The 25,397-nt window shown below is 71.4% G+C and carries 26 protein-coding genes and 1 pseudogene; 17 read left to right on the top strand and 10 right to left on the bottom strand.

Features of this window, described 5'->3' with window-relative positions:
• Positions 1 to 1,108: 1,108 nt before the first annotated feature.
• Positions 1,109 to 1,858 (top strand): hypothetical protein, encoded by a 750-nt coding sequence (locus ACFY1E_RS14330; protein ID WP_389075383.1) that lies wholly within the window; start codon positions 1,109 to 1,111, stop codon positions 1,856 to 1,858.
• The gene (mycP, locus tag ACFY1E_RS14325) at positions 1,855 to 3,021 is read left to right on the top strand and encodes a type VII secretion-associated serine protease mycosin (protein ID WP_389075381.1); all 1,167 of its coding nucleotides are present in this window, start codon (positions 1,855 to 1,857) and stop codon (positions 3,019 to 3,021) included. Before ACFY1E_RS14330 ends, mycP begins: the two co-directional genes overlap by 4 nt.
• A gap of 13 nt (positions 3,022 to 3,034) precedes the next feature.
• Here the strand turns inward: mycP and ACFY1E_RS14320 are convergent, their stop codons facing one another.
• Entirely contained in the window at positions 3,035 to 4,027 is a 993-nt protein-coding gene (locus tag ACFY1E_RS14320; protein ID WP_389075378.1) for a serine hydrolase, read from the bottom strand.
• Positions 4,028 to 4,187: 160 nt separating this feature from the next.
• Here ACFY1E_RS14320 and ACFY1E_RS14315 point away from each other — a divergent pair, with 160 nt between their 5' ends.
• Complete coding sequence (locus ACFY1E_RS14315; protein WP_389075376.1) at positions 4,188 to 4,919, top strand: SseB family protein; 732 nt, start codon at positions 4,188 to 4,190, stop codon at positions 4,917 to 4,919.
• Between the two features lie 18 nt (positions 4,920 to 4,937).
• Here the strand turns inward: ACFY1E_RS14315 and ACFY1E_RS14310 are convergent, their stop codons facing one another.
• Complete coding sequence (locus ACFY1E_RS14310) at positions 4,938 to 5,306, bottom strand: DUF1844 domain-containing protein (protein ID WP_351466327.1); 369 nt, start codon at positions 5,304 to 5,306, stop codon at positions 4,938 to 4,940.
• A 336-nt stretch (positions 5,307 to 5,642) separates the two neighbouring features.
• Between ACFY1E_RS14310 and infC the strand changes: the two are divergent.
• From infC to ACFY1E_RS14260, 10 genes and pseudogenes are all read left to right on the top strand, one after another.
• Positions 5,643 to 6,324 (top strand): annotated as a pseudogene (gene infC / locus ACFY1E_RS14305) (translation initiation factor IF-3).
• 111 nt (positions 6,325 to 6,435) lie between these two features.
• Positions 6,436 to 6,630, top strand: a complete 195-nt coding sequence (gene rpmI / locus ACFY1E_RS14300; protein ID WP_004933563.1) for a 50S ribosomal protein L35 — start codon at positions 6,436 to 6,438, stop codon at positions 6,628 to 6,630.
• Positions 6,631 to 6,741: 111 nt separating this feature from the next.
• On the top strand, positions 6,742 to 7,125 hold the full coding sequence (gene rplT / locus ACFY1E_RS14295) for a 50S ribosomal protein L20 (protein ID WP_004933571.1): 384 nt from the start codon (positions 6,742 to 6,744) through the stop codon (positions 7,123 to 7,125).
• Between the two features lie 92 nt (positions 7,126 to 7,217).
• Positions 7,218 to 8,063, top strand: a complete 846-nt coding sequence (locus tag ACFY1E_RS14290) for a TrmH family RNA methyltransferase (RefSeq protein WP_389075373.1) — start codon at positions 7,218 to 7,220, stop codon at positions 8,061 to 8,063.
• Between the two features lie 55 nt (positions 8,064 to 8,118).
• Complete coding sequence (locus ACFY1E_RS14285; RefSeq protein ID WP_389075370.1) at positions 8,119 to 9,255, top strand: ATP-binding protein; 1,137 nt, start codon at positions 8,119 to 8,121, stop codon at positions 9,253 to 9,255.
• 150 nt (positions 9,256 to 9,405) lie between these two features.
• Positions 9,406 to 10,527, top strand: coding sequence for a phenylalanine--tRNA ligase subunit alpha (pheS, locus tag ACFY1E_RS14280; protein WP_389075369.1), 1,122 nt, complete (start codon positions 9,406 to 9,408; stop codon positions 10,525 to 10,527).
• A complete protein-coding gene (gene pheT, locus ACFY1E_RS14275) occupies positions 10,527 to 13,040 on the top strand; it encodes a phenylalanine--tRNA ligase subunit beta (protein WP_389075366.1) in 2,514 nt (837 codons plus the stop codon). Before pheS ends, pheT begins: the two co-directional genes overlap by 1 nt.
• 284 nt (positions 13,041 to 13,324) lie before the next feature.
• Positions 13,325 to 14,449, top strand: coding sequence for a PP2C family protein-serine/threonine phosphatase (locus tag ACFY1E_RS14270; RefSeq protein ID WP_389075364.1), 1,125 nt, complete (start codon positions 13,325 to 13,327; stop codon positions 14,447 to 14,449).
• A 265-nt stretch (positions 14,450 to 14,714) separates the two neighbouring features.
• Complete coding sequence (locus ACFY1E_RS14265; protein WP_389075361.1) at positions 14,715 to 16,055, top strand: transcriptional regulator; 1,341 nt, start codon at positions 14,715 to 14,717, stop codon at positions 16,053 to 16,055.
• A 74-nt stretch (positions 16,056 to 16,129) separates the two neighbouring features.
• Positions 16,130 to 16,669: an NUDIX hydrolase gene (locus tag ACFY1E_RS14260; RefSeq protein WP_344405642.1), complete on the top strand. Its 540-nt coding sequence runs from the start codon at positions 16,130 to 16,132 to the stop codon at positions 16,667 to 16,669.
• A 50-nt stretch (positions 16,670 to 16,719) separates the two neighbouring features.
• Here the strand turns inward: ACFY1E_RS14260 and ACFY1E_RS14255 are convergent, their stop codons facing one another.
• Together ACFY1E_RS14255 and ACFY1E_RS14250 are read right to left on the bottom strand one after the other, a co-directional pair.
• Positions 16,720 to 16,977, bottom strand: a complete 258-nt coding sequence (locus ACFY1E_RS14255; protein ID WP_030945808.1) for a hypothetical protein — start codon at positions 16,975 to 16,977, stop codon at positions 16,720 to 16,722.
• Between the two features lie 224 nt (positions 16,978 to 17,201).
• A complete protein-coding gene (locus ACFY1E_RS14250) occupies positions 17,202 to 18,077 on the bottom strand; it encodes a 3-hydroxybutyryl-CoA dehydrogenase (RefSeq protein WP_351466349.1) in 876 nt (291 codons plus the stop codon).
• Between the two features lie 186 nt (positions 18,078 to 18,263).
• On the opposite strand from ACFY1E_RS14250, the gene ACFY1E_RS14245 reads away from it, so the two are divergent.
• Positions 18,264 to 19,523, top strand: a complete 1,260-nt coding sequence (locus ACFY1E_RS14245) for a glycoside hydrolase family 10 protein (protein ID WP_389075358.1) — start codon at positions 18,264 to 18,266, stop codon at positions 19,521 to 19,523.
• Between the two features lie 19 nt (positions 19,524 to 19,542).
• Here the strand turns inward: ACFY1E_RS14245 and ACFY1E_RS14240 are convergent, their stop codons facing one another.
• Both ACFY1E_RS14240 and ACFY1E_RS14235 read right to left on the bottom strand, forming a co-directional pair.
• On the bottom strand, positions 19,543 to 19,737 hold the full coding sequence (locus tag ACFY1E_RS14240) for a DUF1918 domain-containing protein (protein ID WP_389075356.1): 195 nt from the start codon (positions 19,735 to 19,737) through the stop codon (positions 19,543 to 19,545).
• Between the two features lie 95 nt (positions 19,738 to 19,832).
• Positions 19,833 to 20,783: a DMT family transporter gene (locus ACFY1E_RS14235; RefSeq protein ID WP_389075354.1), complete on the bottom strand. Its 951-nt coding sequence runs from the start codon at positions 20,781 to 20,783 to the stop codon at positions 19,833 to 19,835.
• Between ACFY1E_RS14235 and ACFY1E_RS14230 the strand changes: the two genes are divergently transcribed.
• The 3 genes from ACFY1E_RS14230 to ACFY1E_RS14220 all read left to right on the top strand — a co-directional run bounded on the left by ACFY1E_RS14230 (position 20,782) and on the right by ACFY1E_RS14220 (position 23,436).
• A complete protein-coding gene (locus ACFY1E_RS14230) occupies positions 20,782 to 22,245 on the top strand; it encodes a PLP-dependent aminotransferase family protein (protein ID WP_389075352.1) in 1,464 nt (487 codons plus the stop codon). The genes ACFY1E_RS14235 and ACFY1E_RS14230 overlap by 2 nt on opposite strands.
• A gap of 56 nt (positions 22,246 to 22,301) precedes the next feature.
• Positions 22,302 to 22,739 carry a GNAT family N-acetyltransferase gene (locus ACFY1E_RS14225; protein WP_389075350.1) on the top strand — a complete coding sequence of 146 codons (438 nt, stop codon included), beginning with the start codon at positions 22,302 to 22,304 and terminating at the stop codon, positions 22,737 to 22,739.
• A 103-nt stretch (positions 22,740 to 22,842) separates the two neighbouring features.
• Complete coding sequence (locus ACFY1E_RS14220; protein ID WP_389075347.1) at positions 22,843 to 23,436, top strand: histidine phosphatase family protein; 594 nt, start codon at positions 22,843 to 22,845, stop codon at positions 23,434 to 23,436.
• On the opposite strand, the gene ACFY1E_RS14215 is transcribed toward ACFY1E_RS14220, so the two are convergent.
• From ACFY1E_RS14215 to ACFY1E_RS14200, 4 genes are all read right to left on the bottom strand, one after another.
• Positions 23,418 to 23,861: a DUF6314 family protein gene (locus tag ACFY1E_RS14215; RefSeq protein ID WP_389075345.1), complete on the bottom strand. Its 444-nt coding sequence runs from the start codon at positions 23,859 to 23,861 to the stop codon at positions 23,418 to 23,420. The genes ACFY1E_RS14220 and ACFY1E_RS14215 overlap by 19 nt on opposite strands.
• Before the next feature lie 2 nt (positions 23,862 to 23,863).
• Entirely contained in the window at positions 23,864 to 24,115 is a 252-nt protein-coding gene (locus ACFY1E_RS14210; RefSeq protein WP_389075342.1) for a hypothetical protein, read from the bottom strand.
• A 181-nt stretch (positions 24,116 to 24,296) separates the two neighbouring features.
• Positions 24,297 to 24,737, bottom strand: coding sequence for a carboxymuconolactone decarboxylase family protein (locus ACFY1E_RS14205; protein WP_389075340.1), 441 nt, complete (start codon positions 24,735 to 24,737; stop codon positions 24,297 to 24,299).
• Positions 24,734 to 25,156, bottom strand: coding sequence for a MerR family transcriptional regulator (locus ACFY1E_RS14200; RefSeq protein ID WP_389075338.1), 423 nt, complete (start codon positions 25,154 to 25,156; stop codon positions 24,734 to 24,736). The genes ACFY1E_RS14205 and ACFY1E_RS14200 overlap by 4 nt, the downstream gene beginning before the upstream one ends.
• Positions 25,157 to 25,397: the final 241 nt, after the last annotated feature.

Here is a 25,397-nt window from a genome sequence, read left to right as displayed (position 1 = left end):
ATCCGCTGACCCGCGACGCCGCACCGATTCGGCTGCTGGTCGGATGCCTTCTGCGCGGACGGTTTCGGGTTCTGGCTCGGCCGTCCCGCCGAGTCCTTCTGCTTCGGCCGGTTCGGGCAGGTCGTCGGGGTCGTCGTCGCCGTCTGCTGATCCGCGGCGCCGTGCTGGTTCGGCTGCTGGTCGGATGCCTTCTGCGGGGGCGGTTTCGGGGTCTGGTTCGGCCGTCCCGCCGAGTCCTTCTGCTTCGGCCGGTTCGGGCAGGTCGTCGGGGTCGTCGTCGCCGTCTGCTGATCCGCGGCGCCGTGCTGGTTCGGCTGCTGGTCGGATGCCTTCTGCGGGGGCGGTTTCGGGTTCTGGCTCGGCCGTCCCGCCGAGTCCTTCTGCTTCGGCCGGTCCGGGCACGCGGTCGGGGTCGTCGTCCGCTGACCCGTCGCACCGCCCTGAGTCGGCAGCGGCCGCGCCTCCTGCTCGTCCGGTGGAGACCCCTGGCGGTTCGACCACGTCCCCGGCCCCCGCCGACCCGCCGCGGCGCCCCGGCTCGGCTGCCAGGCCCATGCCCCCTGCCCGCCCGGGTGCTGCCGCGCAGCCGGCCGGCCGGCCCGGCGGCGTCCAGCCGGCGGCGGATGCCCGCCGGGACACTGCCCCGCCGCCGCCCCGCCCGACTGCTGCCCCCGCCGATCCGACCCGTCGGTCCGGCTCGGCTGCGGGGCCCATGCCCCCGGCCGGCCGTCCCGGCAGTACCTCCCCGGCGGCGGATGCCCGCCCGGGCGCGGCCACGGCGCCATCCCGCCCGGCCACTGCCCCTGCCCAGCCGACACATCGGCCCGGTTCGTCCACGTCGGTGCCCCCTGCCCGGCCGGGGGCAACCCCTGACGGGGCCACGCCTCCCATGCCCTCCACGCGCCCGAGCGTCGGCCCCGCGTCGCAGTCGCCGCCCATGCCGCCCTTGCCGGGCACTCGGGTGGAGGGTCTGGGGCCCGATCCGGCGCTGTCCTGGAGTGCTCCGGGGGTGCCCGGCGGGGGACTCGGGGGTGGGCGGCCCGTGGTGTCGTTCGGGGAGCCCGAGGGGTACGACGAGCGGGTGCGGCCGCGGCCGCTAGGGGGGCGGGTGCGTTCGCGCACCGTCGCCGTCGCCGCCTGTGTCGTGCTCGGGCTCGGCCTCATCGGCGGGGCCGTGACCGGGAGTTGGCTGGTCGGCGGTTCCGGGGACGACGGCGGGCAGGACACGTTCGCCGCGGCCGGGGATCTGTGGCACAACGCGCCCGTGGACCAGCTGTTCCCGCGCACCGTGCAGGGCACGGGTGCCGGACCCGGCGGCGCCGACCGGACCTGGACCCGCATCGCCGTAGCACCGGACAGCGGCTGCAAGAACGCCTTCGACCCGCTGCTGCAGAAGGCTCTCGCACCGGTCGGCTGCCGGCGACTGCTCCGCGCCACCTACACCGACGCCACCCAGAGCTTCGTCACCACCGTCGGCCTCCTCTTCACCGACGCCGACACCGCAGCCATGAACTCCCTCGCCAAACGCTTCCAGAGCCAGGGCCTCGGCACCCGCACCGACCTCATGCCCCGCCCCTACGCCGCGAAGAACACCGCCGCCGCCCGCTTCGGCAGCGATCAGCGCGCCTCCTGGACCGTCTCCGTCCTCACCGACGCCCCCGTCGTCGTCTACGCCGTCTCCGGCTGGGCCGACGGCCGCAGCGTCGACACCCCGGTCCCCGCCGAGCAGGCCACCCAGGCCGGCGCCACGGCGGCCCCCGCCCAGGCAGGCCTCGGCAACGAGGCCCAGGGCCTCGCCGACCGCATCGAACGGGCCCTGCGCAAAGACGTCACCTCGCCCACGGAGAACCCCTCGTGACGCGTCGCACCGCAGCGCTGAGTGTCCTGCTCGCCGCCTCCCTCGCCCTGGTGCCGTCCACGGTCGCGCACGCCGACGGCATCCGTGCCCAGCAGTGGGCGCTCGACGCCATGCACACCCAGCAGGCCTGGCAGATCACCAAGGGCAGGGGCATCACCGTCGCCGTCCTCGACACCGGCGTGGAGGCCGACCACCCCGACCTCGTCGGCAACGTCCTGCCCGCCCAGGACATGATCGGCTTCGGGGCCGAGCAGGGCGACCGGGCATGGGCCAGGCACGGCACGGCCATGGCCGGCATCATCGCCGGGCACGGACACGGCCCCGGCGACGCCGACGGCGTCATGGGCATCGCCCCCGAGGCGAAGATCCTGCCGGTGCGGGTGATCCTCGAGGACGGCGACACCGCCCGCGGCAAGGCCCGCGCCACCCGCGGCAACGCCCTCGCGGAAGGCATCCGCTGGGCCACCGACCACGGCGCCGACGTCATCAACCTCTCCCTCGGCGACGACTCGGCCTCCGCCCACCCCGAACCCGCCGAGGACGAGGCCGTCCAGTACGCCCTGAAGAAGAACGTGACCGTCGTCGCCTCGGCCGGCAACGGCGGCGACAAGGGCGACCACGTCTCCTACCCGGCCGCCTACCCGGGCGTCATCGCCGCGACCGCCGTCGATCGCTTCGGCGTCCGCGCCTCGTTCTCCACCCGCCGCTGGTACGCCACCGTCAGCGCCCCCGGCGACAAGATCGTCATCGCCGACCCAGACCACAAGTACTACGAGGGCTGGGGGACCAGCGCCGCCTCGGCGTTCGTCTCGGGCGCGGTCGCCCTCATCAAGGCCGCCCACCCCGGGCTGACCCCGGCCCAGATCAAGCAGCTCCTCGAGGACACCGCCCGCAACCCTCCCGCCGGCGGCCGCGACGACTCCCGCGGCTTCGGCATGATCGACCCGGTCGCCGCGATCAAGGCCGCCGGCCGCCTCAAGCCCAAGGGCCTGCGGGCGGTGTCGTACGGCGAGAAGTACTTCGGCCCAGGGCCGGACGAGTCCAAGTCCGGTGACGGCACCAGCGGTTGGGCGGCCCCGCTCGCGGGCAGCCTCGGCGGGGTGCTGCTCGTCGCGGCTGTCGTGCTGTGGCGCGGCCGCCGCCCACGCTTCGACGGGTTCTGAGCCCGCCGGCCCGTCACTCCGGGACGGACGCGGAGGGCGAGGCGGACCCCGCGAGCGCCGCGACCGCCGCCTTCGCCACCGACTCGACCAGCGAAATCCCCTTCGTCTGCGTCGAGTTGCCCCTGGACAGCACGGCCACCAGATGGTCGCTGCCCTCGACCGTCACCCGCCCGATGCTGTTGACGTCCCACAGCCCGGTCGTGCTGCGCGGCAGCCAGCCGTTCTTCAGCGCCCACTTCGAGCCGTCGGCCGCCGCCGACACACCCCACTGCTGGTCGGCCTCGATCCGTCGCATCAGCCCCTGCAGATACGTCCGCGAGGCCTCGCTCAGCTTCGAGTCCTCCCCGAACACCTGCTGCAGCAGCGTGAGCTGGTCGGCCGCCGTGGTCTGCGTCAGCCCCCACAGCATGCCGTCGCCGCCCTCGGTGTCCGTGAGCCCCAGCCGCTCGTTCGCGGCGTCGAGACCCTCCGCCCTGCCGATGGTCCGCCACAGCTCGGAGGCGGCGGTGTTGTCGCTGCTCTCGATCATCGTGGTGGCGTACGCCTTCTCGGCCGCCGTGAGATGCCGGCCCGCGTCCTGCGCCTGGAGCAGCAGCGCCGCCAGGATGTCGACCTTGACGATGCTGGCCGTGTCGAACGAGCCGTCCCCGTACGAGGCGCTCTCGCCCGAGTCCAGGTCCAGCACCGCCACCGACACCTCGGCGCCGTCCTCGACCGGCACCGACTTCACGGCCGTGGCCAGCTGTGCGTCGTGGTCCACAGCAGGCTCCGCCACAGGTTCCACCGCATCCTCCCCGTCCGCCGTGCCCGAGGCGGAGGCCGACGCCGTCGCCGTCGCCGTCGCCGACGATACGGGGCTCCCACCGGAGTGCGCCCGAGCCTTCACATACACGGTCCCGGCGGCCGTACCGCCGACGACGGCCATGACGGCGAGGGCGGTGTGGAGCAGGATGCGCGTCCTGGACGGACGAGCGCGGCGGCTGCGGCGGGCTCTGGAGGACTCCATCCCGCGATGCTGGGGGCGGCGACTGTGCGCCCCGTTAGGCCGAAGTTAGATGTGCGTCAGGGAAATCTGAGAAAGCCGTGAATCCTGTGAACCAGCGGTTTCCGGTGCCGCACAAGCCCAGCAGCATCCCCCCGATATCCGCCCGATAGGGTCGGTGACCGTGGCGAACAAGAACATTCCCGACTCCTGCTTCTCCGACGACGACGGCACCGCCGACCCCCGGCTCAGCGCCGCGCTCACCGCCTGGGCCGAGGACCGCACCGCTGTGGGCCCCGTCCTGGAGGCACTCAAGGGCGCCCGGCTGCTCGTCCCCGTGGTGGCAGTCCTCGGCGAGGTCGAGGAGGACGAGAACGGGCTGCGCCGCGAGAAGACCAGCGACATGGCCGTACCGACCCTCAAGGCCGGATCCCGCACCGCCCTGCCGGCCTTCACCTCCACCGACTCGCTGGCCCGCTGGGACCCGGCGGCCCGCCCCGTCGCCGTCCCCCTGCACCAGGCGCTGCAGGCCGCCGCGCACGAGAAGGCGGACACGGTGGTACTGGACCTGGCCGGACCCGTGCCCTTCGAACTGACGGGCTCCGCGCTGCTCGCGCTCGCCGAGGGACGTACGACGGCCGACCCGCTCGCCGACCCTGCCGTACGGGAGGCGGTACGGACCGCGGTCGCCGCCGAGCCCGCCGTGCGGCGCGCCCACCTCGGGCCCGGCCAGGCCGACGGCACCCTCGCCCTCGTACTGGACGAGTCCGCCGCACCCGCCGAGGCCGCCCGTGCGGTCGCCGAGCGCCTCGCCGCCGACGAAACACTGAGGGCCCGCCTGGTGCGCGGCCTCGACCTGGCACTCCTGCCGGCCGGGGCGACGCCGCCGGGCGAGCCCTTGTACGTACGTGGCTGATAGATCTACTACCCGGAGCTAGCCGTACACCGGGCCCGTGTACTTCTCGCCCGGCCCCTGGCCCGGCTCGTCCGGCACCAGCGAGGCCTCGCGGAACGCCAGCTGCAGCGACTTCAGGCCGTCGCGCAGCGGCGCCGCGTGGAAGGAGCTGATCTCGGTCGTGCTCGCGTCCAGCAGGCCGGCCAGCGCGGTCACCAGCTTGCGGGCCTCGTCCAGGTCCTTGTACTTGTCGCCCTCCTCGGTCAGACCGAGCTTCACCGCGGCGGCGCTCATCAGGTTGACGGCGACCGTCACGATCACCTCGACGGCGGGGACCTCGGCGATGTCGCGGGTCATGGCGTCGAAGTCGGCGGGGGACTCGGAAGACTCAGGAGGGGTGTCACTCATGCCCCACACGATAGGGCCCGGTGCAGGCCGGTTAGCACCACCCCCGGGTTGCTGCTAACCTTGTGTGACGACCGGCTGGACGCTCGCGTGTCCGGCCCACAAGTGGAGGCTCCGATCTCCCACCTGACCGTCCCCAGGGACGGCGGGTCACCCCGGTCAGGCGGCCACCATCGTTCCGTACGGACGATGGAGTCGCCCGAAAGCGCGCCCCGCGTCATCGCGGCGGTGCTCCGGTAGTGCTTTGGAGCCCCGCCTGTGATCGTCCGGGGCATTTTTCATGCTTCGGCGCGGTTAGGTCTAACGAAAGAGACATACGCGGCTGTCCGCCAGACCGCCGTGTGGTGCTAACCGAGGAGGATCCATCAGCGCCGAGCCCCGCATCAACGACCGGATTCGCGTTCCCGAGGTGCGACTTGTCGGTCCCAGTGGCGAGCAGGTGGGCATCGTCCCGCTGGCCAAGGCACTGGAGCTTGCGCAGGAGTACGACCTGGACCTGGTCGAGGTCGCGGCGAACGCCCGTCCGCCCGTGTGCAAGCTCATGGACTACGGGAAGTTCAAGTACGAGTCGGCCATGAAGGCCCGTGAGGCGCGCAAGAACCAGGCGCACACGGTCATCAAGGAGATGAAGCTCCGGCCGAAGATCGACCCGCACGACTATGACACCAAGAAGGGTCACGTCGTCCGGTTCCTCAAGCAGGGCGACAAGGTCAAGATCACGATCATGTTCCGTGGTCGCGAGCAGTCCCGGCCGGAACTCGGCTACCGACTGCTGCAGCGTCTCGCGGAGGACGTCCAGGACCTCGGCTTCGTTGAGTCGAACCCGAAGCAGGACGGCCGAAACATGATCATGGTCCTCGGTCCGCACAAGAAGAAGACCGAGGCGATGGCCGAGGCCCGCCAGGCGCAGGAAGCCCGCAAGGCAGACGCGAAGGCCAACCCCGGCAAGTCGCAGAACGCCGCGGAGACCGAGAACGCCGTGGAGACCGAGGCCCCTGCCGAGGCTTCCGCCGAGGCGTGATCCCGGGGGACGCAGGTCCCCAGGATGTAACCGAAACACGAACGACGCTCCACCGTGCCCGGTTTTCGTGACCGGGCACCGGAGCGCCACCGACGAGGAGAGAACGGCGCTATGCCGAAGAACAAGTCGCACAGCGGTGCCAGCAAGCGCTTCAAGGTCACCGGCTCCGGCAAGGTGCTCCGTGAGCGCGCCGGCAAGCGCCACCTGCTCGAGCACAAGTCGTCCCGCGTGACGCGTCGCCTCACCGGCAACGCCGAGATGGCCCCGGGCGACGCCGCGAAGATCAAGAAGCTTCTCGGCAAGTGACGTGAGCGGCGCCTGATCATTCGATCGCCGAGCGCCGTACGTCTGGACCGGGACCCAATCGTTTCCGGGCCGTGTGAGTCCAACCACGGCCCCGCTACAAGGAGTTAACAAGTGGCACGCGTCAAGCGGGCAGTCAACGCCCACAAGAAGCGCCGGGCGATCCTCGAGCAGGCCTCCGGCTACCGCGGTCAGCGTTCGCGCCTGTACCGCAAGGCCAAGGAGCAGGTCACCCACTCGCTGGTCTACAACTACAACGACCGCAAGAAGCGCAAGGGTGACTTCCGCCAGCTGTGGATCCAGCGCATCAACGCCGCTGCCCGCGCCAACGGCATCACGTACAACCGCTTCATCCAGGGTCTGAAGGCCGCGAACGTCGAGGTCGACCGCAAGATCCTGGCCGAGCTGGCCGTCAACGACGCCACCGCGTTCGCCGCGCTGGTCGAGGTTGCGCAGAAGGCCCTCCCGGCCGACGTCAACGCGCCGAAGGCCGCGTGACGCTGCGCCGGCCCTGAGCCGACGTGACATGAGGGACCCGCAGGCCTCCGGGCTTGCGGGTCCTGTTGTGTAGTTTTCCGAAAGTGAGCCCCATGCCCTCCGCCAGCCCCGAGTTGATCTCCCCCCGTTCCCCCCGCGTCTCCGCCGCCCGGCGGCTCGCCCGGCGGAACTTCCGGAGCAAGGAGCGGCTGTTTCTCGCCGAGGGACCGCAGGCCGTGCGGGAGGCGGCGGCCTACGGCGACACGCTGGTCGAGCTGTTCGCTACGGTCGAGGCCGCCGAGCGGTACGCCGACATCATCGGCGAGGCACGAGCCACCGGCGCCCGGGTGCATCTCGCCGCCGATGACGTGATCGCCGACATCTCGACCACCGTCACCCCACAGGGGCTCGTCGGGATCTGCCGGTTCATCGACACGCCCCTCGAGGAGATCCTGGCCGCCGAGCCGAAGCTGGTGGCCGTACTCGCCAACGTGCGCGACCCGGGGAACGCCGGGACCGTGCTGCGGTGCGCCGATGCCGCCGGCGCCGAGGCCGTCGTACTGACCGACGCGTCCGTCGACCTCTACAACCCCAAGGCCGTACGGGCCTCCGTGGGCTCGCTGTTCCATCTTCCGGTCGCCGTCGGCGTCCCCGTGGAGGAGGCGGTCGAGGGGCTCAGGCGGGCCGGTGTGCGGATCCTCGCCGCCGACGGGGCCGGGACCGACCTGGACGACGAGCTCGACAAGGGCACCATGGGCGGGCCGACGGCCTGGGTGTTCGGAAACGAGGCGTGGGGGCTTCCGGAGGAGACCCGCGCGCTCGCGGACGCCGTGGTGCGCGTGCCGATCCACGGGAAGGCCGAGAGCCTGAACCTCGCCACCGCGGCCGCCGTATGTCTGTATGCGTCGGCCCGTGCACAGCGCGCCTCCACAGGGTGCCGTTCCGTCACTGACAGCTAGTAGGGTGACCAGCTCGGGGGCCACCTGCGCCGTCTGAAGGGTGGGTTTGCGGGGAATGAGTGTCGGCACGAGCAGGGCACGGGGATCACGGGACGCGCGGCGCGCACCCGCGCCCCGGCACGGTGATCTCGCCGAGCTCGGCATCGACCCCGACCAACTGCCCGACGGCCTCGTCGTCGCCGACGAGCACGGCCACGTCATCTGCTTCAACGCCGCCGCCGAACGCATCACCGCCGTCCCCGCCCGGGACGCCCTCGGGCAGCGGCTGGAGAAGGCGCTGCCGTTAGAGGACCTGGAGGGGCGGCGCTGGTGGCAGCTGACCGACCCGTACGGCGGGCTCGCCATCCGGCGGCGGCAGCCCGAGCGGAACCTGCTGCTTCCCGGTGGACGGGAGGTCCTCGTATCGGCCCGGTACGTCCGCAGTGAACCCACCGGCCCGGTCCGCCGTGTCGTCGTCTCGCTGCGCGACACCGAGGCCCGCCGCCGCACCGAGCGCAGCCACGCGGAGCTGATAGCGACCGTGGCCCATGAACTCAGGTCGCCCCTGACCTCCGTCAAGGGCTTCACCGCCACGCTGCTCGCCAAGTGGGAACGGTTCACCGACGACCAGAAGCGGCTGATGCTGGAGACCGTCGACGCCGACGCAGACCGCGTCACCCGGCTCATCGCCGAGCTGCTGGACATCTCGCGGATCGACAGCGGACGGCTGGAAGTGCGGCGCCAGCCCGTCGACATCGGCGCGGCCGTGGGACGGCACATCCAGGCGTACGTCGCCGCCGGGCAGCCCGCCGACCGGTTCCTGCTCAGGATCGAGCAGCCGCTGCCCGCGCTGTGGGCCGACCCCGACAAGATCGACCAGGTGCTGAGCAACCTGCTGGAAAATGCGGTGCGGCACGGCGAGGGAACCGTCACGATTGACATCACGGCCACGGAGTCCCCCCGGGAGGGAGAGGACACCGGCACGTCGGTCACGGTGAGCGACGAGGGGCCCGGCATCCCGGAGGAGTCCATGAACCGCGTCTTCACCCGCTTCTGGCGGGGCAGCAAGCGCGGTGGCACGGGTCTCGGGCTCTACATCGTCAAGGGCATCGTCGAGGCCCACGGCGGCACCATCACGGTCGGCCGCGGCACCCAGGGCGGCGCCGAGTTCCGATTTACGTTGCCCGTGGCGGCCCCGGCGTATCTCACCTGAGAGCCGGAGAGCGGCCCACGGGCGCATTCGTACACCTCCACCCCGTTAGACTCGGCCTTTGGCACCTTTGTGTCCCATGGACGGCCCTCTGACCTCTGTGTGAGTCGGTGACGGGGACCTTCAGCCAGCCAATCGGAAGCACGGGAAGAGATGTCGGCACCGAATAAGTCGTACGACCCGGTAGAGGTCGAGGCCTTGAAACCGGAAGAGATCGAGCGCATGCGGGACGAGGCGCTCGCCGCCTTCGCAGCCGCGGACTCCCTCGACGCGCTCCAGGAGGCCAAGGTCGCCCACACCGGGGGCACCTCCCCGCTGGCCCTCGCCAACCGCGAGATCGGCGCCCTGCCCCCGCACGCCAAGGCCGCCGCCGGAAAGCTGGTCGGTCAGGCCCGCGGCGCCGTCAACAAGGCGCTCGCCGGCCGCCAGGCCGAGCTGGAGGCCGAGCGGGACGCGCGCGTGCTGGTCGAGGAGTCGGTGGACGTCACGCTGCCGTACGACCGCGTACCGGCCGGCGCCCGCCACCCCCTGACCACCCTCTCGGAGCGCATCGAGGACGTCTTCGTGGCCATGGGCTACGAGGTCGCCGAGGGCCCCGAGATCGAGGCCGAGTGGTTCAACTTCGACGCGCTCAACATCGGCCCGGACCACCCGGCCCGCGGTGAGCACGACACCTTCTTCGTCGAAGGCCCCGAGGGCGGCACCGAGTCCGGTGTCGTGCTGCGCACCCACACCTCGCCGGTCCAGATCCGCTCGCTGCTCAGCCGTGAGCTGCCGGTCTACGTGATCTGCCCGGGCCGGGTGTACCGCACCGACGAGCTGGACGCCACGCACACGCCCGTCTTCCACCAGGTCGAGCTGCTCGCCGTGGACGAGGGCCTGACCATGGCCGACCTCAAGGGCACCCTGGACCACATGGTCCAGTCGCTGTTCGGCGAGGGCATGAAGACGCGGCTGCGGCCCAACTTCTTCCCGTTCACGGAGCCGTCCGCCGAGATGGACATGGTGTGCTACGTGTGCCGCGGCGAGTCCGTCGGCAACCCCGACCGCCCCTGCCGCACCTGCTCCTCCGAAGGCTGGATCGAGCTCGGCGGCTGCGGCATGGTCAACCCGCGGGTGCTCACCGCCTGCGGCGTCGACCCGGAGAAGTACAGCGGCTTCGCCTTCGGGTTCGGCATCGAGCGGATGCTGATGTTCCGCCACAACGTCGAGGACATGCGAGACATGGTCGAGGGTGACGTCCGGTTCACCCGGCCGTTCGGGATGGAGATCTGATGCGGGTCCCGCTTTCTTGGCTGCGGGAGTACGTCGACCTGCCGGCGACGGAAACCGGCCGTGACGTCCAGGAGAAGCTCGTCTCGGCGGGGCTCGAGGTCGAGACCGTCGAGCACCTCGGCGCCGACCTCAAGGGCCCGCTCGTCGTCGGCAAGGTGCTGACCATCGAGGAGCTGACGGAGTTCAAGAAGCCGATCCGCTTCTGCACCGTCGACGTCGGCCAGGCCAACGGCACCGGCGAGCCCCAGGAGATCGTCTGCGGCGCCCGCAACTTCGCCGTCGGCGACAAGGTCGTCGTCGTGCTCCCGGGTGCCACGCTGCCCGGCGGCTTCTCGATCTCCGCGCGCAAGACCTACGGCAAGACCTCCCACGGCATGATCTGCTCCAGCGACGAGCTGGGCATGGGCGACGACGGCACGCACGGCATCATCGTGCTGCCGCCGGAGGCCGAGGTCGGCAAGGACGCCATCGAGCTGCTCGAGCTGGTCGACGAGGTCCTGGACATCGCCGTCACCGCCAACCGCGGCGACTGCCTGTCCATCCGCGGCGTCGCCCGCGAGACCGCCATCGCCTACGGACTGCCGCTGCGCGACCCGGCCCTGATCGACGTGCCCGGCCCGAACGCGTTCGGCTACCCGGTGCAGGTCTCCGACCCGCTCGGCTGCGACCGCTTCACCGCGCGCACGGTCACCGGGCTCAGCCCCGAGGCACGCTCCCCGATCTGGCTGCAGCGCCGCCTGCAGAAGGTCGGCATGCGCCCGGTCTCGCTCGCCGTCGACATCGCCAACTACGTGATGATGGAGCTCGGCCAGCCGCTGCACACCTACGACCGCTCGCTGATCCAGGGCGCCATCGGTGTCCGCAGGGCCGAGCAGGGCGAGAAGCTCGTCACCCTCGACGGCGTCACCCGCACCCTGGACGCCGAGGACCTCGTGATCACGGACGAGCGCGGCCCCATCGGCCTCGCGGGTGTCATGGGCGGCGCCAACACCGAGATCGCCGACCACGACGACACCGAGAACGCGACCAGCGACGTCGTGATCGAGGCCGCGCACTTCGACGCGGTCTCCATCGCGCGCACCGCCCGCCGCCACAAGCTGTCCTCGGAGGCCTCCCGCCGCTTCGAGCGCGGCGTCGACCCGCAGGCCGCGGCCGCCGCCGCACAGCGCACGGTCGACCTGCTGGTGCTGCTCGCGGGCGGCACCGCGGAGGCCGGCGTCACCGAGGTCATCACGCCGTCCGCCCCGCACACCATCACCGTCCCGGCCAACCACCCGGACAAGGTGGCGGGCGTCGACTACGGCCGCGAGACCGTCGTACGGCGGCTGCAGGAGATCGGCTGCGACGTGTACGGACAGGACGAGCTGATCGTCACCGTGCCGTCCTGGCGGCCCGACCTCCTCGAGGTCAATGACATCGCGGAGGAGGTCATCCGCCTGGAGGGCTACGAGAACCTGCCCTCCACGCTGCCCAAGCTCCCCTCGGGCCGCGGCCTCACCCACCGGCAGCGGCTGCACCGCCGGGTCGGCCGCGCGCTGGCCGGGGCGGGCTATGTCGAGGCGCCCAACTACCCGTTCGTCAGCGAGCAGGTCTTCGACCAGCTGCTGCTGGAGGCCGACGACCCGAACCGCCGCGTCGTGAAGCTCACCAACCCGCTCAGCGACGAGGAGCCCGCGCTCCGCACCTCGCTGCTGCCGGGCCTGCTGGGTGCCCTGCGGCGCAACAACGGCCGCGGCTCGCACGACCTCGCGCTGTTCGAGACCGGGCTGGTGTTCCTCCCGCGCGAGGAGCAGAAGACCGCCGTCGCCCTGCCCGTCGACCGGCGTCCCACCGACGAGGAGATCGCCGAACTGAACGCCGCGCTGCCCGAGCAGCCGCGCCATGTCGCCGTCGTCCTCGCGGGCGCCCGCGAGCAGGCCGGCTGGTGGGGCAAGGGCCGTCCGGCCGACTGGGCCGACGCGGTCGAGGCCGGACGCGTCGCCGCGCGGGAGGCCGGAGCCGAACTGATCGTCCGCAAGGGCCAGTACGGTCCGTGGCACCCCGGTCGCTGCGCCGAGCTCGTGGTCGTCCTCGACGGCACGGAGACGGTCGTCGGGCACGCGGGTGAGCTGCACCCGCGGGTGGTGAAGGCCTTCGGGCTGCCCGAGCGCACCAGTGCGATGGAGATCGACCTGGATGTGCTGGAGCAGGTCGGCAACGACACCCCGCAGGCGCCGGGCATCTCCACGTTCCCGGTGGCCACGCAGGATGTCGCGCTGGTCGTCGACACGTTCGTGCCGCATGCCGAGGTGGAGGCTGCGCTGCGGGACGGGGCGGGTGAGCTGTTGGAGAGCATCCGGCTGTTCGACGTCTACGAGAACGCCGAGCAGTTGGGTGAGGGGAAGAAGTCGCTGGCCTACGCGCTGCGGTTCCGGGCGTCCGACCGGACCCTGACCGTTGACGAGGCGTCTGCGGCTCGGGATGCGGCGGTTGCCCTCGCGGGCGAGCGGGCGGGAGCAGTGCTTCGGGGCTAGTTCGCCCAAGGGGCGGGGAGCTGTTGCTTCGTTGGCGGCTGCGGGACTTCTGTGGCTTGTCGCGCCCACGCGGCGGTAGCCGCAAATCCAACACAGCCCCGCGCCCCTTTGGGGCGCATCAGCCCCCCTAGCTGCATAAATGCACGTGGCCTGGAGGTTGTCACTCGTTTGGGTGGCAACCTCGGGCGATCTGGCCCTGCCGGGCCATGCCGTGGACAGAATCGGACCGGCCTTTCGGGGTCGGTCCGTCTCTGCTTCAGGGCCTGAGTGGGGGGCCAATCGGCATGATCTGCATCAAGGCTGGTGTTCCCCGCGGGGCGGGGCGGCCGCCGTTGCGCCGGGTGCTTGCGCTGGGGCTGCCCGCGGTGTGGGGCGCCATGGCGATCACGTACAAGCTGGCCTGTCCGCTCGCCCAGCAGAACGGGCTGGGGGCGCGCATCGGCACCAGTGCCGTCTTCTTCGCGGTGGGGACCGGGCTGATACTCCACGTCCGGCATGTGATGCTCTGCGAGCTCAGAGAGGTGCGGCAGGTCGCGGGGGCCGCGCAGAGTGTGCTGCTGCGGCCGCTGCCGCCGCGGATCGACGGGCTGAACATCGCCGCGGCACAGCTGTCCGCGGACCGCTGTGCGGCCATCGGCGGCGATCTGTACGAGGTCATCGCCACCGAGCACGGTGTGCGGGTCGTGATGGGCGATGTGCGCGGGCACGGACTCGCCGCCATCGGTACGGTCGCCGCCGTGCTCGGCAGCTTCCGCGAGGCCGTCCACGACGAGGCCGAACTCGGCAGTGTGCTGCGGCGGCTGGAGCGGGCGCTGGCCCGGCATCTGCGGGAACGGGCGCGCGCGGAGCACCCCTCGGCCGGAGCGGAGCCGGACAACCCGGTCGCCGAGGAGTTCGTCACCGTACTGCTGCTGGAGATCCAGCGGGACGGCGAGGTGCGCGTCCTCAACTGCGGGCACCCCTGGCCGTATCTGCTGGGTCCGGCCCGGGCCGAACTGCTGACCCGGGCCGAACCACTGCCTCCCCTCGGGCCGTTCCCGTTGCCCGCCGAGCTGCCGGCCCTCCCCTGCGGTCGGCTGCTGCCCGGCGAGGCGCTGTTCCTGCACACGGACGGTGTCGAGGACGCCCGTGACGGACGTGGCCGGTTCTTTCCGCTGCCGACCGCGCTCGCCGAGGCCGTGGATGCCGGGCCGGTCTCCGAGCAGTCGGTACTGCGCGCCGTCTTCGGCGGGTTGCTGCGCCACGCAGGGGGAAGACCCGCCGACGACGTAGCCCTCCTCGTCCTCCGCAACGACCGCCGCCATCTTTCAGGGGCGCGGGGCGGTATCGACATGCGGCTCCGCCGCGCGGGCGCGACAAGCCACGACGCACCCGCAGTCGACAACGCGCGTTTTGGCCACGGTGCTTAGTCGCACTGCCAAGCTGCCGCCGGCGCACCGTCCGCCCCGCCACGGAGTGTCGGGCAGGCAGCTGGGCGGACGGCGCGGAAGCGGGCCGCCGCACTGTACGAGGGGGAGCCGGCGGCCCGGCCGGCCTCTTGCGAGGCATTTCAGTCAACCGGCTGGAAACTCTCCGCGACAGTGCGCGTACGCTGCGGATTCGGGCACTCCGTTCACACCCCGTGTGAAGGCGTTCGCACTACGCTGACGGCACCGAGCGATCCGGGGGGCACCTATGCAGCCCAACACTCTGCTCGACGCGATCCTGGACGAGGCCGGGATCTCGCATGCGGGGCTGGCGGCACACGTCAATCAGGCGGGGCGGGCGCGCGGCCTCGCGCTCCGGTACGAACACACCGCCGTGGCACGGTGGTTGAAGGGGCAGCGGCCCCGAGGTCAGGTGCCCGACCTGATCTGCGAAGTGCTCGCGGGACGGCTGCACCGTCCGGTCACGCTCGACGACATCGGCCTCGGTGTGCCGGGTGAGCCGTCCACCCCGCACGGCACCTCGCTCTCCGGCTTCGTCGAGCGGGCCACCGCGCTGTGGCGCTCCGACGAGCAGCAGCGCCCGCACATCCTGGGCGCCCCCGCGGTCACCGGCACGCCCGCCGTCATGCCCGTGTGGGAGTGGGAGAACCCGCCTGAGGACGTGGATGTCTCGCGCGGCGGCCGGCACCGGGTCACCCCCGGCGACATCGAGATGCTGCGCGCGGCCCGCACCCACTACGAGCAGATGTACCGCAAGGCCGGCGGCATCGCGACGCGCACCCGGATCGTCGGCTTCCTCAACGCCGAGGCCGCCCCGCTGCTGCGCGGCAGCTACACCGATGCCACCGGCCGCCAACTGCACCGGGCCACGGGCGGTCTGGTGGCCATCGCGGGCATCTGCGCCTACGACTCCGACGCACACGGGCTCGCCCAGCGCTACTTCCACCAGGCGCTCAGGCTGGCGAAGGCCAGCGGGGACCGGGGCCTCGGCGCCTATGTGATCGCGCTGCTGGTCAACCAGGCGCTGTTCATGCGGGAGTACCGCCAGGCGGTCGCCTTCGCGGAGGCCGCGCTGCGCGCCGCCGGCAAGCACATCACTCCCGCCCTCGCCTCCGATCTGTACGCAATGCAGGCCAAGGCGTACGCACACCTCGGCGACGGCACGAGCGCCCTGTCCTGCATCCGGCGTGCCGAGCTGGCCGCCGAACGCATCCGGCGCGGGTACGAACCCGATGAAACCGGCTATGTCCAGCCGGGTCTTGTCAACGTCCAGGTGGCGGAGGCACTGCTCAGCCTGGGCGAACTCGTGGCCGCGGCAGAGCATGCCGCGGCGGCCGTCGACAACCCCGCGCACGACCGCGGCCGGGTGCACCGGCTCGCCATGCTGTCCACGATCGAACTGCGCCAGGGCAATGCCGACAAGGCGGTGGCCACCGCGGTGCAGATGGCCGAACAGGCCCGCGGAATGGAGTCCCAGCGGCTGCGCGACAGACTCCGCGCGGTACGCGAACACCTTGTGCGCAGCGGCTGTGCGGGCACCGCAGAAGCCGCCGAACTCATCGACGGGGCACTGCGCGTACCGCTGTAGGAAGGTTCCTGAGCGCCGACACTTACAGTCCCTGCTGCGATATTGCCACTTACTCGACGGAAGGTGGCAGAACCGTGCAGTGGACGAAACAGAACGAACAAACTGTGTATGAAAACCGCTGGTTCACCGTCAACCTGGCAGATGTGGAACTGCCGGACGGGCGGCACCTGGACCACTTTCTGATACGGCTGCGGCCCGTCGCCGTGGCCACGGTGGTGAACGAGGCCAATGAAGTCCTCCTCCTGTGGCGCCACCGCTTCATCACCGACAGCTGGGGGTGGGAACTCGCTGCGGGCGTGGTCGAGGACGGCGAGGACATCGCCGTCGCGGCCGCCAGGGAACTCGAGGAAGAGACCGGCTGGCGGCCGGGACCGCTGCAGCACCTCATGAGCGTCGAGCCGTCCAACGGCCTCACCGACGCCCGGCATCACATCTACTGGGCCGACGAGGGCGAGTACGTCGGACATCCCGTGGACGACTTCGAGTCGGACCGCCGGGAATGGGTCCCCCTCAAACTCGTCCCCGACATGGTCGCCCGCGGCGAGGTCCCGGCCGCCAACATGGCGGCCGCGTTACTGCTCCTGCACCACCTCAGGCTCGGGCAGGACGCCTGAGCCCGATTCCCCCACCGCGCCCACCCTGATTCCCCCCACGCCCTTGTCCCTCAGTGGCCCAGGGCTTGCCATACCGTCACGACGAGCGCGCCCACTGCCGTCAGTGCCGCGACTGCGGGCAGCGGCCAGCGGGCGTGCTCCAGGGCGATGATCCGTGCGCTGAGATCGTCGACTTCCTTGTGTGTCTCCTCGGTGCGATGGTTGAGCAGGGCCAGCCCTCCCTCGACGCGCGCGTAGGCGACATCGAGGCGGCGGCGTAACTCTGCGAGTTCTCCATGGACCACGGGATGCTCCGGGTCGGCGGTCACGTGTCCGCTCCTTTCCGTAGTCGTCACATCCCTTGCATTGCGCATGGAGAGTCAACTCGCCTGGTGGGCGCGTGGGGAGCGTGTGCGACGGGCATATGCGGGCCCGGCGCGCACACGGTGTGTGAATGGCACGGGCCCGGCACTCCGAAGAGTGCCGGGCCCGTGTTGGTCGCACTGTGTAATCAGCACCCTGGAACGGGCACTGTGCAAAATGCCGGTCCAGGTCAGCCGTAGGTGTAGAAGCCCGAGCCGGTCTTCCGGCCGAGCCGGCCCGCGTCGACCATGCGCTGCAGCAACGGGGGAGCGGCGTACAGGGGCTCCTTGTACTCGGCGTACATCGAATTGGCGATGGACACGATGGTGTCCAGGCCGATCAGGTCCGACAGCTTCAGCGGGCCCATCGGGTGGGCGCAGCCCATCTCCATGCCGTTGTCGATGTCCTCGCGGCCCGCGATGCCCGACTCGAACATGCGGATGGCGGACAGCAGATACGGCACCAGCAGCGCGTTGACCACGAAGCCGGAGCGGTCCTGGGCACGGATCGCGTGCTTGCCGAGGACCTTCTCCGCGAACAGCTGCGCCCGTCCGAGCGTGCCCTCGGAGGTGGTGAGCGCCGGGATCAGCTCGACCAGCTGCTGCACCGGGGCCGGGTTGAAGAAGTGGATGCCGACCACGTGGTCGGGGCGGGAGGTGGCCACCGCCAGCTTCACCAGCGGGATGGAGGAGGTGTTGGAGGCCAGGATGGCGTCCGGGCGGGTCACCACCTGGTCGAGCACCTGGAAGATCTCCGTCTTCACCTGCTCGTTCTCGACCACGGCCTCGATCACCAGATCGCGGTCGGCGAACTCGCCCAGGTCGGTGGTGAAGCTCAGCCGCGCCTGCGTCTCGTCCCGCTCCTGCTCGGTGATCTTGCCGCGTTCGGCCGCCTTGCCCAGGGAGCTGAACAGCCGGGTCCGGCCGATCTCCAGGGCCTCCCCGGTGGTCTCGGCGACCTTGACGTCCAGACCGGCCCGGGCGCACACCTCGGCGATGCCCGCTCCCATCTGGCCGCAGCCGACCACTCCGACGCGCGAGATGTCTCCCGTTGGGAAGTCCGTCACATCGTCCCCTTCGCTGATCTACGAATGCGGCAGGACCCCCGGTGGTTCGGTGCCTGCTCCAAACCTGCACGTTACCTCCGGCGATCGTTGATCGATCGTTCGGGTCCGCGTGGCAGCCTGACGCGGGAGGTGGCCCAGGTCGAGAATCTCTCCCGGTCACGCACATCTGCGCATGGAGGTACGGGAATGCTGCACCGTAGGTCTCGGCTGTCGCGGCGGGCGTTCGCGGCGACAGCCCTGTCGGCTCTCGTGGCGGGGGGCGGTGCGGTGGCGGCGAGTGCCGTGACGGCGGGCGGCGACTCCGGGCGCCGGCGGTCCGTGCGGGAGATGCGGGGCGTCTGGGTGGCGACCGTGGCCAACCGGGACTGGCCCTCCAAGCCGGGGCTGACGGCGGACGAGCAGCGGGCCGAGCTGATCGCCATCCTGGACCGTGCCGTGCACAACCGCCTCAACGCCGTGATGTTCCAGGTGCGTCCGACGGCCGACGCCCTGTGGCCCTCCCCGTACGAGCCCTGGTCGCAGGTCCTCACCGGCACCCAGGGCCAGGACCCGGGCTGGGACCCGCTGGGTACGGCGGTGAAGGAGGCCCACGCCCGCGGTCTGGAACTGCACGCCTGGTTCAACCCGTACCGCATCGCCAACCACACCGACGTGACGAAGCTGGTCGCCTCCCACCCCGCGCGCAAGCACCCGGAGTGGGTGGTGCCGTACGGCGGGAAGCTCTACTACAACCCCGGGCTGCCGAGAGTGCGTGCCTTCGTGCAGAACGCCATGCTCGACGCGGTGCGGAAGTACCCCGTGGACGCCGTCCACTTCGACGACTACTTCTACCCGTATCCCGTGACCGGCCAGACCTTCGACGACGACGCGGCCTACGCCCGGCACGGCAAGGCCTTCCCGGACCGGGACGCCTGGCGCCGCAACAACATCGACAGGCTGGTGTCCGGGATCGCCACGCGGATCAAGCAGGTGCGGCCGGGCACGCGCTTCGGCATCAGCCCGTTCGCGGTGTGGCGCAACGCCGCCACCGACGCCCGCGGCTCCGACACCCGGGCGGGCGTGCAGACGTACGACGACCTGCACGCGGACACCCGCAAATGGGTGCGGGAGAACTGGATCGACTACATCGCCCCGCAGGTCTACTGGAACATCGGCTTCGCCGCCGCCGACTACGCCAAGCTGCTGCCCTGGTGGTCGGAGGTCGCGCGCGGCACCGGGACGCAGGTGTACGTGGGAGAGGCCCTGTACAAGGCCGGTGATCCGGCCCAGTCCGCGGCCTGGCAGGACGTCGCCGAACTCTCCCGCCACCTCACCCTGGCCAAGAACTATCCGCAGGTGCGCGGACACATCTTCTTCGCCGCCAAGGACGTGGCGACGGACCGGATCGGCGCGATGGCACGGGTGGTCGCCGACCACTACCAGCAGCCGGCGAGGCCCCCGCGCTGATCTGCGCCCGGCGGAGCGCTCAGTGTTGGATTTCCTTGTGGCGGATCTCGGTGTCCGGGCCCGGTGAGCAGATGCCCGTGTGCCCGTCCTCGAAGCGGACGCGGTACGGAGGGTTGCCCTCCTGGCCCAGTACTTCGACGATCTCGCCGACCTTGTCGTGTTGGCCTACCACCCTGCCGTGCTGGACAAGCTGGTCGCCCACGGTTGCACGCATCTGTAGGGCCTCCTCACCAGGTGCGGGAGCAGCGGTCCGTGGCCTTGAGTCTACGGCGCGGGGCCACGGTTGGAACCGGCGCGTACCTGCGCCGCTCAGCCCCGCGCCCGCTGCGTGACGGCGATGCACACCAGCACCGCCGCGGCCGTCAGCGGGGCGGCCACCGTCAGGTGCTCGCCCAGCAACAGCACCGACCACACCAGTGTGAGCAGGGGTTGGGCCAACTGCAACTGGCTGGCCTTGGGAATGCCGATCGCCGCCATCCCCCGGTACCAGACGACCAGGCCGAGGAACTGGGAGCCCGCCGCCACCCACAGCAGCCCGGCCACGCTGTGCGCACTCAGCCGTACGGGCTCGTACGACAGCGCCAGCGCGGCGGCCGGCACGCTCAGCGGCAGGCACAGCACCAGCGCCCAGCCGATGACCTGCCAGCCCGGCATGACCCGGGCCAGCCGGCCGCCCTCGGTGTAGCCGGCCGCACACACCAGCAGCGCGCCGAACAGATACAGGTCGGCGGTGGTCAGCGCGCCGCCGCTCTGCTGCACCGTGAAGGCGACGACCGCGGCCGCACCCGCGAGGGCCGCCGTCCAGAAGGTGCGGGAGGGGCGGCTGCCCATGCGCAGCGCGGAGAACAGTGCGGTCGTGAGCGGGAGCAGGCCGACCACGACGGCGGCGTGCGCGGTGGTCGACGTCTGCAGGGCGAGCGTGGTCAGCAGCGGGAAGCCGACGACGACACCGGCAGCGACGACGGCCAGGCCCGCCAGATGCCTTCGACCGGGCAGCGGCACGCGCAGGGCCAGCAGACAGGCCCCCGCGATCAGCGCCGCGAGAACGCTGCGCACGGACACCAGGGACCAGGGCCCGAAGCCCTCCAGGCCCCAGGCGGTGGCGGGGAACGTGAGGGAGAAGGCGACCACGCCGAGGGCGGCCAGGAGGGTGCCGGCGCGGCGGTTCGCCGCGATCACCGGGGTACCCGAGCCGGCCGGCCGGGTCTCGCTGTCGACCGCTATCCGGTTGGGGGCAGTAGCGCTACTCTGTGCTCTCATGCAAGAGCGTAGCAGCGTCGGTGAACTGGTGAAACAGCTGCGGGGAGAGCTGGACCGCTACTCTCCCGGGGGGAAGCTCCCGTCGAGCCGGTCCCTCGTCGAGCGGTTCCGGGTCAGCCCGGTGACCGTCTCGCGTGCCCTCGGGCAACTGGCCGCCGAGGGGCTGGTGGTGACCCGGCCGGGCGCCGGCGCCTTCCGTGCCGAGCCGCGCGGCGGGGCCGCTCCCTCCGGTGACACCTCCTGGCAGCAGGTCGCCCTCAGTGCGGACGGCGCCGCCGACCTCGTACCGCGTTCCGTGGACGCCTCCGGGGTCACGGTCTCCCTCGCCGCCCCGCCGCCCGGAGTCGTCGAGTTCAACGGCGGCTATCTGCACCCGTCCCTGCAGCCGGAGCGGGCGATGGCGGCGGCCCTGTCCCGGGCGGGCCGTCGCCCCGGCGCCTGGGGTCGGCCGCCGATGGAGGGGCTGCCGGAACTGCGCGAGTGGTTCGCGCGGAGCATCGGCGGCCAGGTCACCGCCGCCGGAGTGCTGATCGCCGCGGGTGGCCAGTCCGCACTGACCACCGCACTGCGCGCGCTCGCCCCGCCCGGTGCGCCGGTGCTCGTCGAATCGCCCACGTATCCCGGGATGCTGGCGATCGCGCGGGCCGCGGGTCTGCGGCCGGTGCCGGTCCCGGTGGACGCGGACGGGGTCCGGCCCGCGCTGCTCGCGGACGCGTTCCGGGCGACCGGTGCGCGGGTCTTCGTCTGCCAGCCGCTGTTCCAGAACCCCACGGGTGCCGTGCTCGCCCCCGAACGGCGCGGGGAGGTGCTGCGGATCGCCCGCGAGGCCGGTGCGTTCGTGGTCGAGGACGACTTCGTACGACGGCTCGTGCACGAGGACGCGGGACCGCTGCCGAGTCCGCTGGCGGCCGACGACCCCGACGGAGTCGTCGTCCACGTCTGCTCGCTCACCAAGGCGACCTCGCCCAGCTTCCGGGTGAGCGCGCTGGCCGCCCACGGGCCGGTCCTGGAGCGGCTGCGTGCCATCCAGGTCGTCGACACCTTCTTCGTGCCCCGTCCGCTGCAGGAGGCGGCGCTGGAACTTGTGGGCTCGCCCGCGTGGCCGCGTCATCTGCGGGCGATCTCGCAGGAGTTGAAGGCCCGCCGTGACGCCATGACGACGGCACTGCGGCTGGAGCTCCCCGAACTGTCCCTCCCGCACATCCCCTCGGGCGGCTACCACCTGTGGCTGCGGCTGCCTGACGGCACTGGGGGCACCTCCCAGGCTTTCGGCTCCGGGGGAGAATCCGCCCTTACGTCGGCGGCGCTGCGGGCGGGGGTTGCGATCACTCCCGGCCGTCCGTACTTCAGTGCGGAGCCCTCGGCGGCCCACCTCCGGTTGAGCTTTGCGGCGGTCGCGGGGGTGGGGGAGATCGCGGAGGGGGTGCGGCGGCTGCGGGCGGCCTGCGACGAGGTGTTCTGACGCACCGGGGCGAAAACTGCTCGACGCCTCCGGCCCCGGCCTGCGAGTCTCCCGCCATGACCGACACCCCGAGCCTTCCCGAAGGCTATGAGATCTCCACCGACCCCGACCGGCTCGACGTCGACCGCGTCCACCGGTGGCTGGCCACCGACGCCTACTGGGCCAAGGGCCGGGCGCGGGAGAAGCAGGAGCGGGCGATGGCCGGGTCGCTCAACTTCGGGGTGTACGACATGGTTTCCGGTGATCAGGTGGCTTATGCCCGAGTCATCACCGATCGGGCGACCTTCGCCTGGCTGTGTGATGTCTACGTCGACCGGTCCGTGCGCGGCAAGAGCATCGGTACGGCCATGGTGGGCGCCGTGCGTGATCATCTGAAGCCGTACGGGCTGCGACGCATCATGCTCGCCACCGCCGATGCGCACGGGGTCTACGCGAAGCTCGGATTCGAGCCGCTGGCACAGCCGGACATCTGGATGGCCCTCGTTTTCGAGTGACTTGTCCGGCAGGTCCTGACCTTGAAGTAAGTTTTCGGGCACCGTCGGTGAATGCTCACCAACACCCCTTGACCTGCGCACTTTCCCGGCACACCATCGCCGCATGCAACTTCGGGTCACTTTCGTCGCCGCCGCGCGCAGCTCGCCGCTGCTCGCCGAGCGCTTCGAGGACGACCGTCCGCTGGACCAGGCCGGCTGGGACGAGGTGCAGCGCGTCGCCCGCGATCTGGTGCCGCTCGCGGCGGCGGAGCTGCGCTACTGCTCGCCCACGCCGCGCAGCCGTGCCACCGGCGACGCCCTCGGCTATGCACCGCTGGTCCAACTGGCGCTGCGGGACTGCGACATGGGCCGCTGGCGCGGGCTGACCCTCGGCGAGGCGATGGCCCGCGAGCCGGAGGCGGTGGACGCCTGGCTGGCCGACCCGCGGGCCACTCCGCACGGTGGCGAGCCGCTGATGGGCTTCATCGCCCGGGTCGGGAACTGGCTCGACACCCGGCCCGCCGAGGACGGCGGCCGCATCGTCGCCGTAGCCGAGCCGTCCGTCGTCCGCGCGGCCCTGGTGTACGCGCTGAAGGCGCCGCCGTCGACGTACTGGAACATCGACGTGCGGCCCCTGTCGACGACCACCGTGACCGGCCACGCCGGGCGGTGGAACCTGCGCTTCGACGGGACCCCGGTTCAGCCCTCGCGGGCGTAGTCGGTGGTCAGTACGAGGTCCTTGGCGGGTCCGCCCACCCGCCACACCGTCCGCCAGTGGTCGGCGTCCCGGACGGTGAACTCGCCGCGGTAGAGGTCCGCCGCGCAGGGATGGTCGGCGACATGGTGCCCGGCGGTCAGATCCAGGTGGTGGAAGGGGCGCCCGTCGGCGAAACGCACGTCGGCGGTGCCCGGGGAACCGCCGGGCAGGAAGCGCAGCGCCCGTTCGGCGGGGCGCGCGACGCCCTGCCAGGTGAAGGTGCCGGACTCCTCGTGCAGCAGCCCGCCCTCGGGGAGCGGGCTGAAGAGCGTCGCACCCTCGAAGCGGCCCTCGTCGCCACTCGCGAGATCCCGCACCGTGCGCTCCACGTGCCAGCGTCCGGCGAGATGCGCCAGCACGTCCGCCACGGGCCAGAACTCGCCCATGTTCAGCCCCTCTTCCGCCGCGGTCGCAAGGGATCGGGAGAGCCGTCGGGCGTCTTGCGGTCGGCCTGGGCCCGGATCTCGTGGTGCGCGGCATGACTGGTGGTGCGGAAAGCCTCCTCGTACGCGGCGAGCGCCCCGCCCAGTCCGCCACCGGCGGTGCCACGGCGCCGGATCCGCAGCGCCAGTCCCGTGAAGGCCGCGGTCACGACGACCAGGCCGGCGGTCACGATGAGGCAGGGCGTCAGCGCATCCATGCCGTCGACCTTAGCCCGCGCATGGTCGCCCCCCTGGACGTGCCCGAAGGTCGCGTCCAGGGCCCGGGTGGCCACGCTCGCGGCCGCGCCGACGCGGTGAACACCGAGACGTCCGCCTTCCAAGGGATCGCCGACAGGTTCTCGTGCACCTTCCCGGCGAACCCGATCACCTTTCCGCGGATCAGGCAGAGGTGGCCGGGGTCTCCTGAGCGGGCTGCTGTCCGAGCGGCAGCAGCCCGCGCTCGGCGAAGACCTTCTTCGCGACGAAGGTCGCGTTGAGCGCCTTCGGCATGCCGCAGTACACCGCCGAGTGGGTCAGGGCCTCGACGATCTGCTCGGGGCTGAGGCCCACGTTCAGGGCCGCGTTGACATGCACGTCGAGCTGGGCCTCGCAGCCGCCGAGCGCGGTGAGCATGCCCAGCGTGACCAACTGCCGGTCGCGCGGTTCGAGCCCGGGACGGTCGTAGATCTCCCCGAAGGCCCAGGCGACGACCTGGTGGCCGAGTTCGGGGTTGATGTCGGCGAGGGACTCGACGACGCGTTGACCGGCTTCGCCGTCGACTTGCTTGAGGACCTCCAGGCCGTGGGCGAAGCGGTCCTCGCGGGTGGTGCTCTCGCTCATTTCGGGTCTTCCGTCCCCGGCTGCTCGTCGAGCAGCCGTTCATAGTGGTCGATCTTGTCGTCCAGCGCGCGGGCGTTGCGCCGCAGCGCCCGGATCCGGTCGGCCAGTTCGGCGCGGTGCTCCCGCAGCATCGCCAGCCGGGCGGCGACCGAGACGTTCCCCTCCGCCCGCAGCCGCGCGAAGTGCTGCATGTCGGCGATCGACATACCGGTCTCGCGCAACCGCAGCAGGAACTCCAGCCAGGCCAGGTCGGCCGCGTCGTAGCGACGCTGGTTGCCGGTGGTCCGGCCGACCCGCTCGATGAGGCCCGCCTTCTCGTAGTAGCGCAGGGTGTCGTGCGAAAGGCCCGTGCGCTGGGCGACCTCGGCGATCGTGAGGGCCGGCTCCCGGTCCTGCGGGAGAGGGTGTCCGCTGGTCATGAACAAGACCGTAGAACCTGGAGCGCACTCCAGGTCAAGCGGGCCACCGGGGGCACGGCCGGGGGCCGCACCCAACGGCCCGCTGAATTTCACCGCCAAATAACTCTCCGGGAGAGTTCTGTTTCCCGGTCGTTCACCATTCCATAAGGGCACCCTCGTATTTCGGAATCGACGTCGCCACTTTTCACGGGCGGCACAACCAAACAGAAACGGAGTCCGTCTAAGCCGTCGAATCGATAAG

Source organism: Streptomyces sp. NPDC001604 (assembly GCF_042893475.1).
Lineage (GTDB): Bacteria > Actinomycetota > Actinomycetes > Streptomycetales > Streptomycetaceae > Streptomyces.
This window is presented reverse-complemented; position numbering and strand designations above follow the sequence as displayed.

What these genes read in the sequence shown, in the direction of transcription:
- ACFY1E_RS14270 (WP_389075364.1), top strand. Translation starts at nt 13,325, where the DNA reads ATGATCTGCATCAAGGCTGGTGTTCCCCGCGGGGCGGGGCGGCCGCCG.
- ACFY1E_RS14200 (WP_389075338.1), bottom strand. Translation starts at nt 25,156, where the DNA reads ATGACCAGCGGACACCCTCTCCCGCAGGACCGGGAGCCGGCCCTCACG.
- ACFY1E_RS14220 (WP_389075347.1), top strand. Translation starts at nt 22,843, where the DNA reads ATGCAACTTCGGGTCACTTTCGTCGCCGCCGCGCGCAGCTCGCCGCTG.
- ACFY1E_RS14205 (WP_389075340.1), bottom strand. Translation starts at nt 24,737, where the DNA reads ATGAGCGAGAGCACCACCCGCGAGGACCGCTTCGCCCACGGCCTGGAG.
- ACFY1E_RS14235 (WP_389075354.1), bottom strand. Translation starts at nt 20,783, where the DNA reads ATGAGAGCACAGAGTAGCGCTACTGCCCCCAACCGGATAGCGGTCGAC.
- ACFY1E_RS14265 (WP_389075361.1), top strand. Translation starts at nt 14,715, where the DNA reads ATGCAGCCCAACACTCTGCTCGACGCGATCCTGGACGAGGCCGGGATC.
- rpmI (WP_004933563.1), top strand. Translation starts at nt 6,436, where the DNA reads ATGCCGAAGAACAAGTCGCACAGCGGTGCCAGCAAGCGCTTCAAGGTC.
- pheT (WP_389075366.1), top strand. Translation starts at nt 10,527, where the DNA reads ATGCGGGTCCCGCTTTCTTGGCTGCGGGAGTACGTCGACCTGCCGGCG.
- ACFY1E_RS14215 (WP_389075345.1), bottom strand. Translation starts at nt 23,861, where the DNA reads ATGGGCGAGTTCTGGCCCGTGGCGGACGTGCTGGCGCATCTCGCCGGA.
- pheS (WP_389075369.1), top strand. Translation starts at nt 9,406, where the DNA reads ATGTCGGCACCGAATAAGTCGTACGACCCGGTAGAGGTCGAGGCCTTG.
- ACFY1E_RS14285 (WP_389075370.1), top strand. Translation starts at nt 8,119, where the DNA reads ATGAGTGTCGGCACGAGCAGGGCACGGGGATCACGGGACGCGCGGCGC.
- ACFY1E_RS14320 (WP_389075378.1), bottom strand. Translation starts at nt 4,027, where the DNA reads ATGGAGTCCTCCAGAGCCCGCCGCAGCCGCCGCGCTCGTCCGTCCAGG.
- ACFY1E_RS14230 (WP_389075352.1), top strand. Translation starts at nt 20,782, where the DNA reads ATGCAAGAGCGTAGCAGCGTCGGTGAACTGGTGAAACAGCTGCGGGGA.
- ACFY1E_RS14240 (WP_389075356.1), bottom strand. Translation starts at nt 19,737, where the DNA reads ATGCGTGCAACCGTGGGCGACCAGCTTGTCCAGCACGGCAGGGTGGTA.
- ACFY1E_RS14210 (WP_389075342.1), bottom strand. Translation starts at nt 24,115, where the DNA reads ATGGATGCGCTGACGCCCTGCCTCATCGTGACCGCCGGCCTGGTCGTC.
- ACFY1E_RS14225 (WP_389075350.1), top strand. Translation starts at nt 22,302, where the DNA reads ATGACCGACACCCCGAGCCTTCCCGAAGGCTATGAGATCTCCACCGAC.
- ACFY1E_RS14245 (WP_389075358.1), top strand. Translation starts at nt 18,264, where the DNA reads ATGCTGCACCGTAGGTCTCGGCTGTCGCGGCGGGCGTTCGCGGCGACA.
- ACFY1E_RS14290 (WP_389075373.1), top strand. Translation starts at nt 7,218, where the DNA reads ATGCCCTCCGCCAGCCCCGAGTTGATCTCCCCCCGTTCCCCCCGCGTC.
- ACFY1E_RS14310 (WP_351466327.1), bottom strand. Translation starts at nt 5,306, where the DNA reads ATGAGTGACACCCCTCCTGAGTCTTCCGAGTCCCCCGCCGACTTCGAC.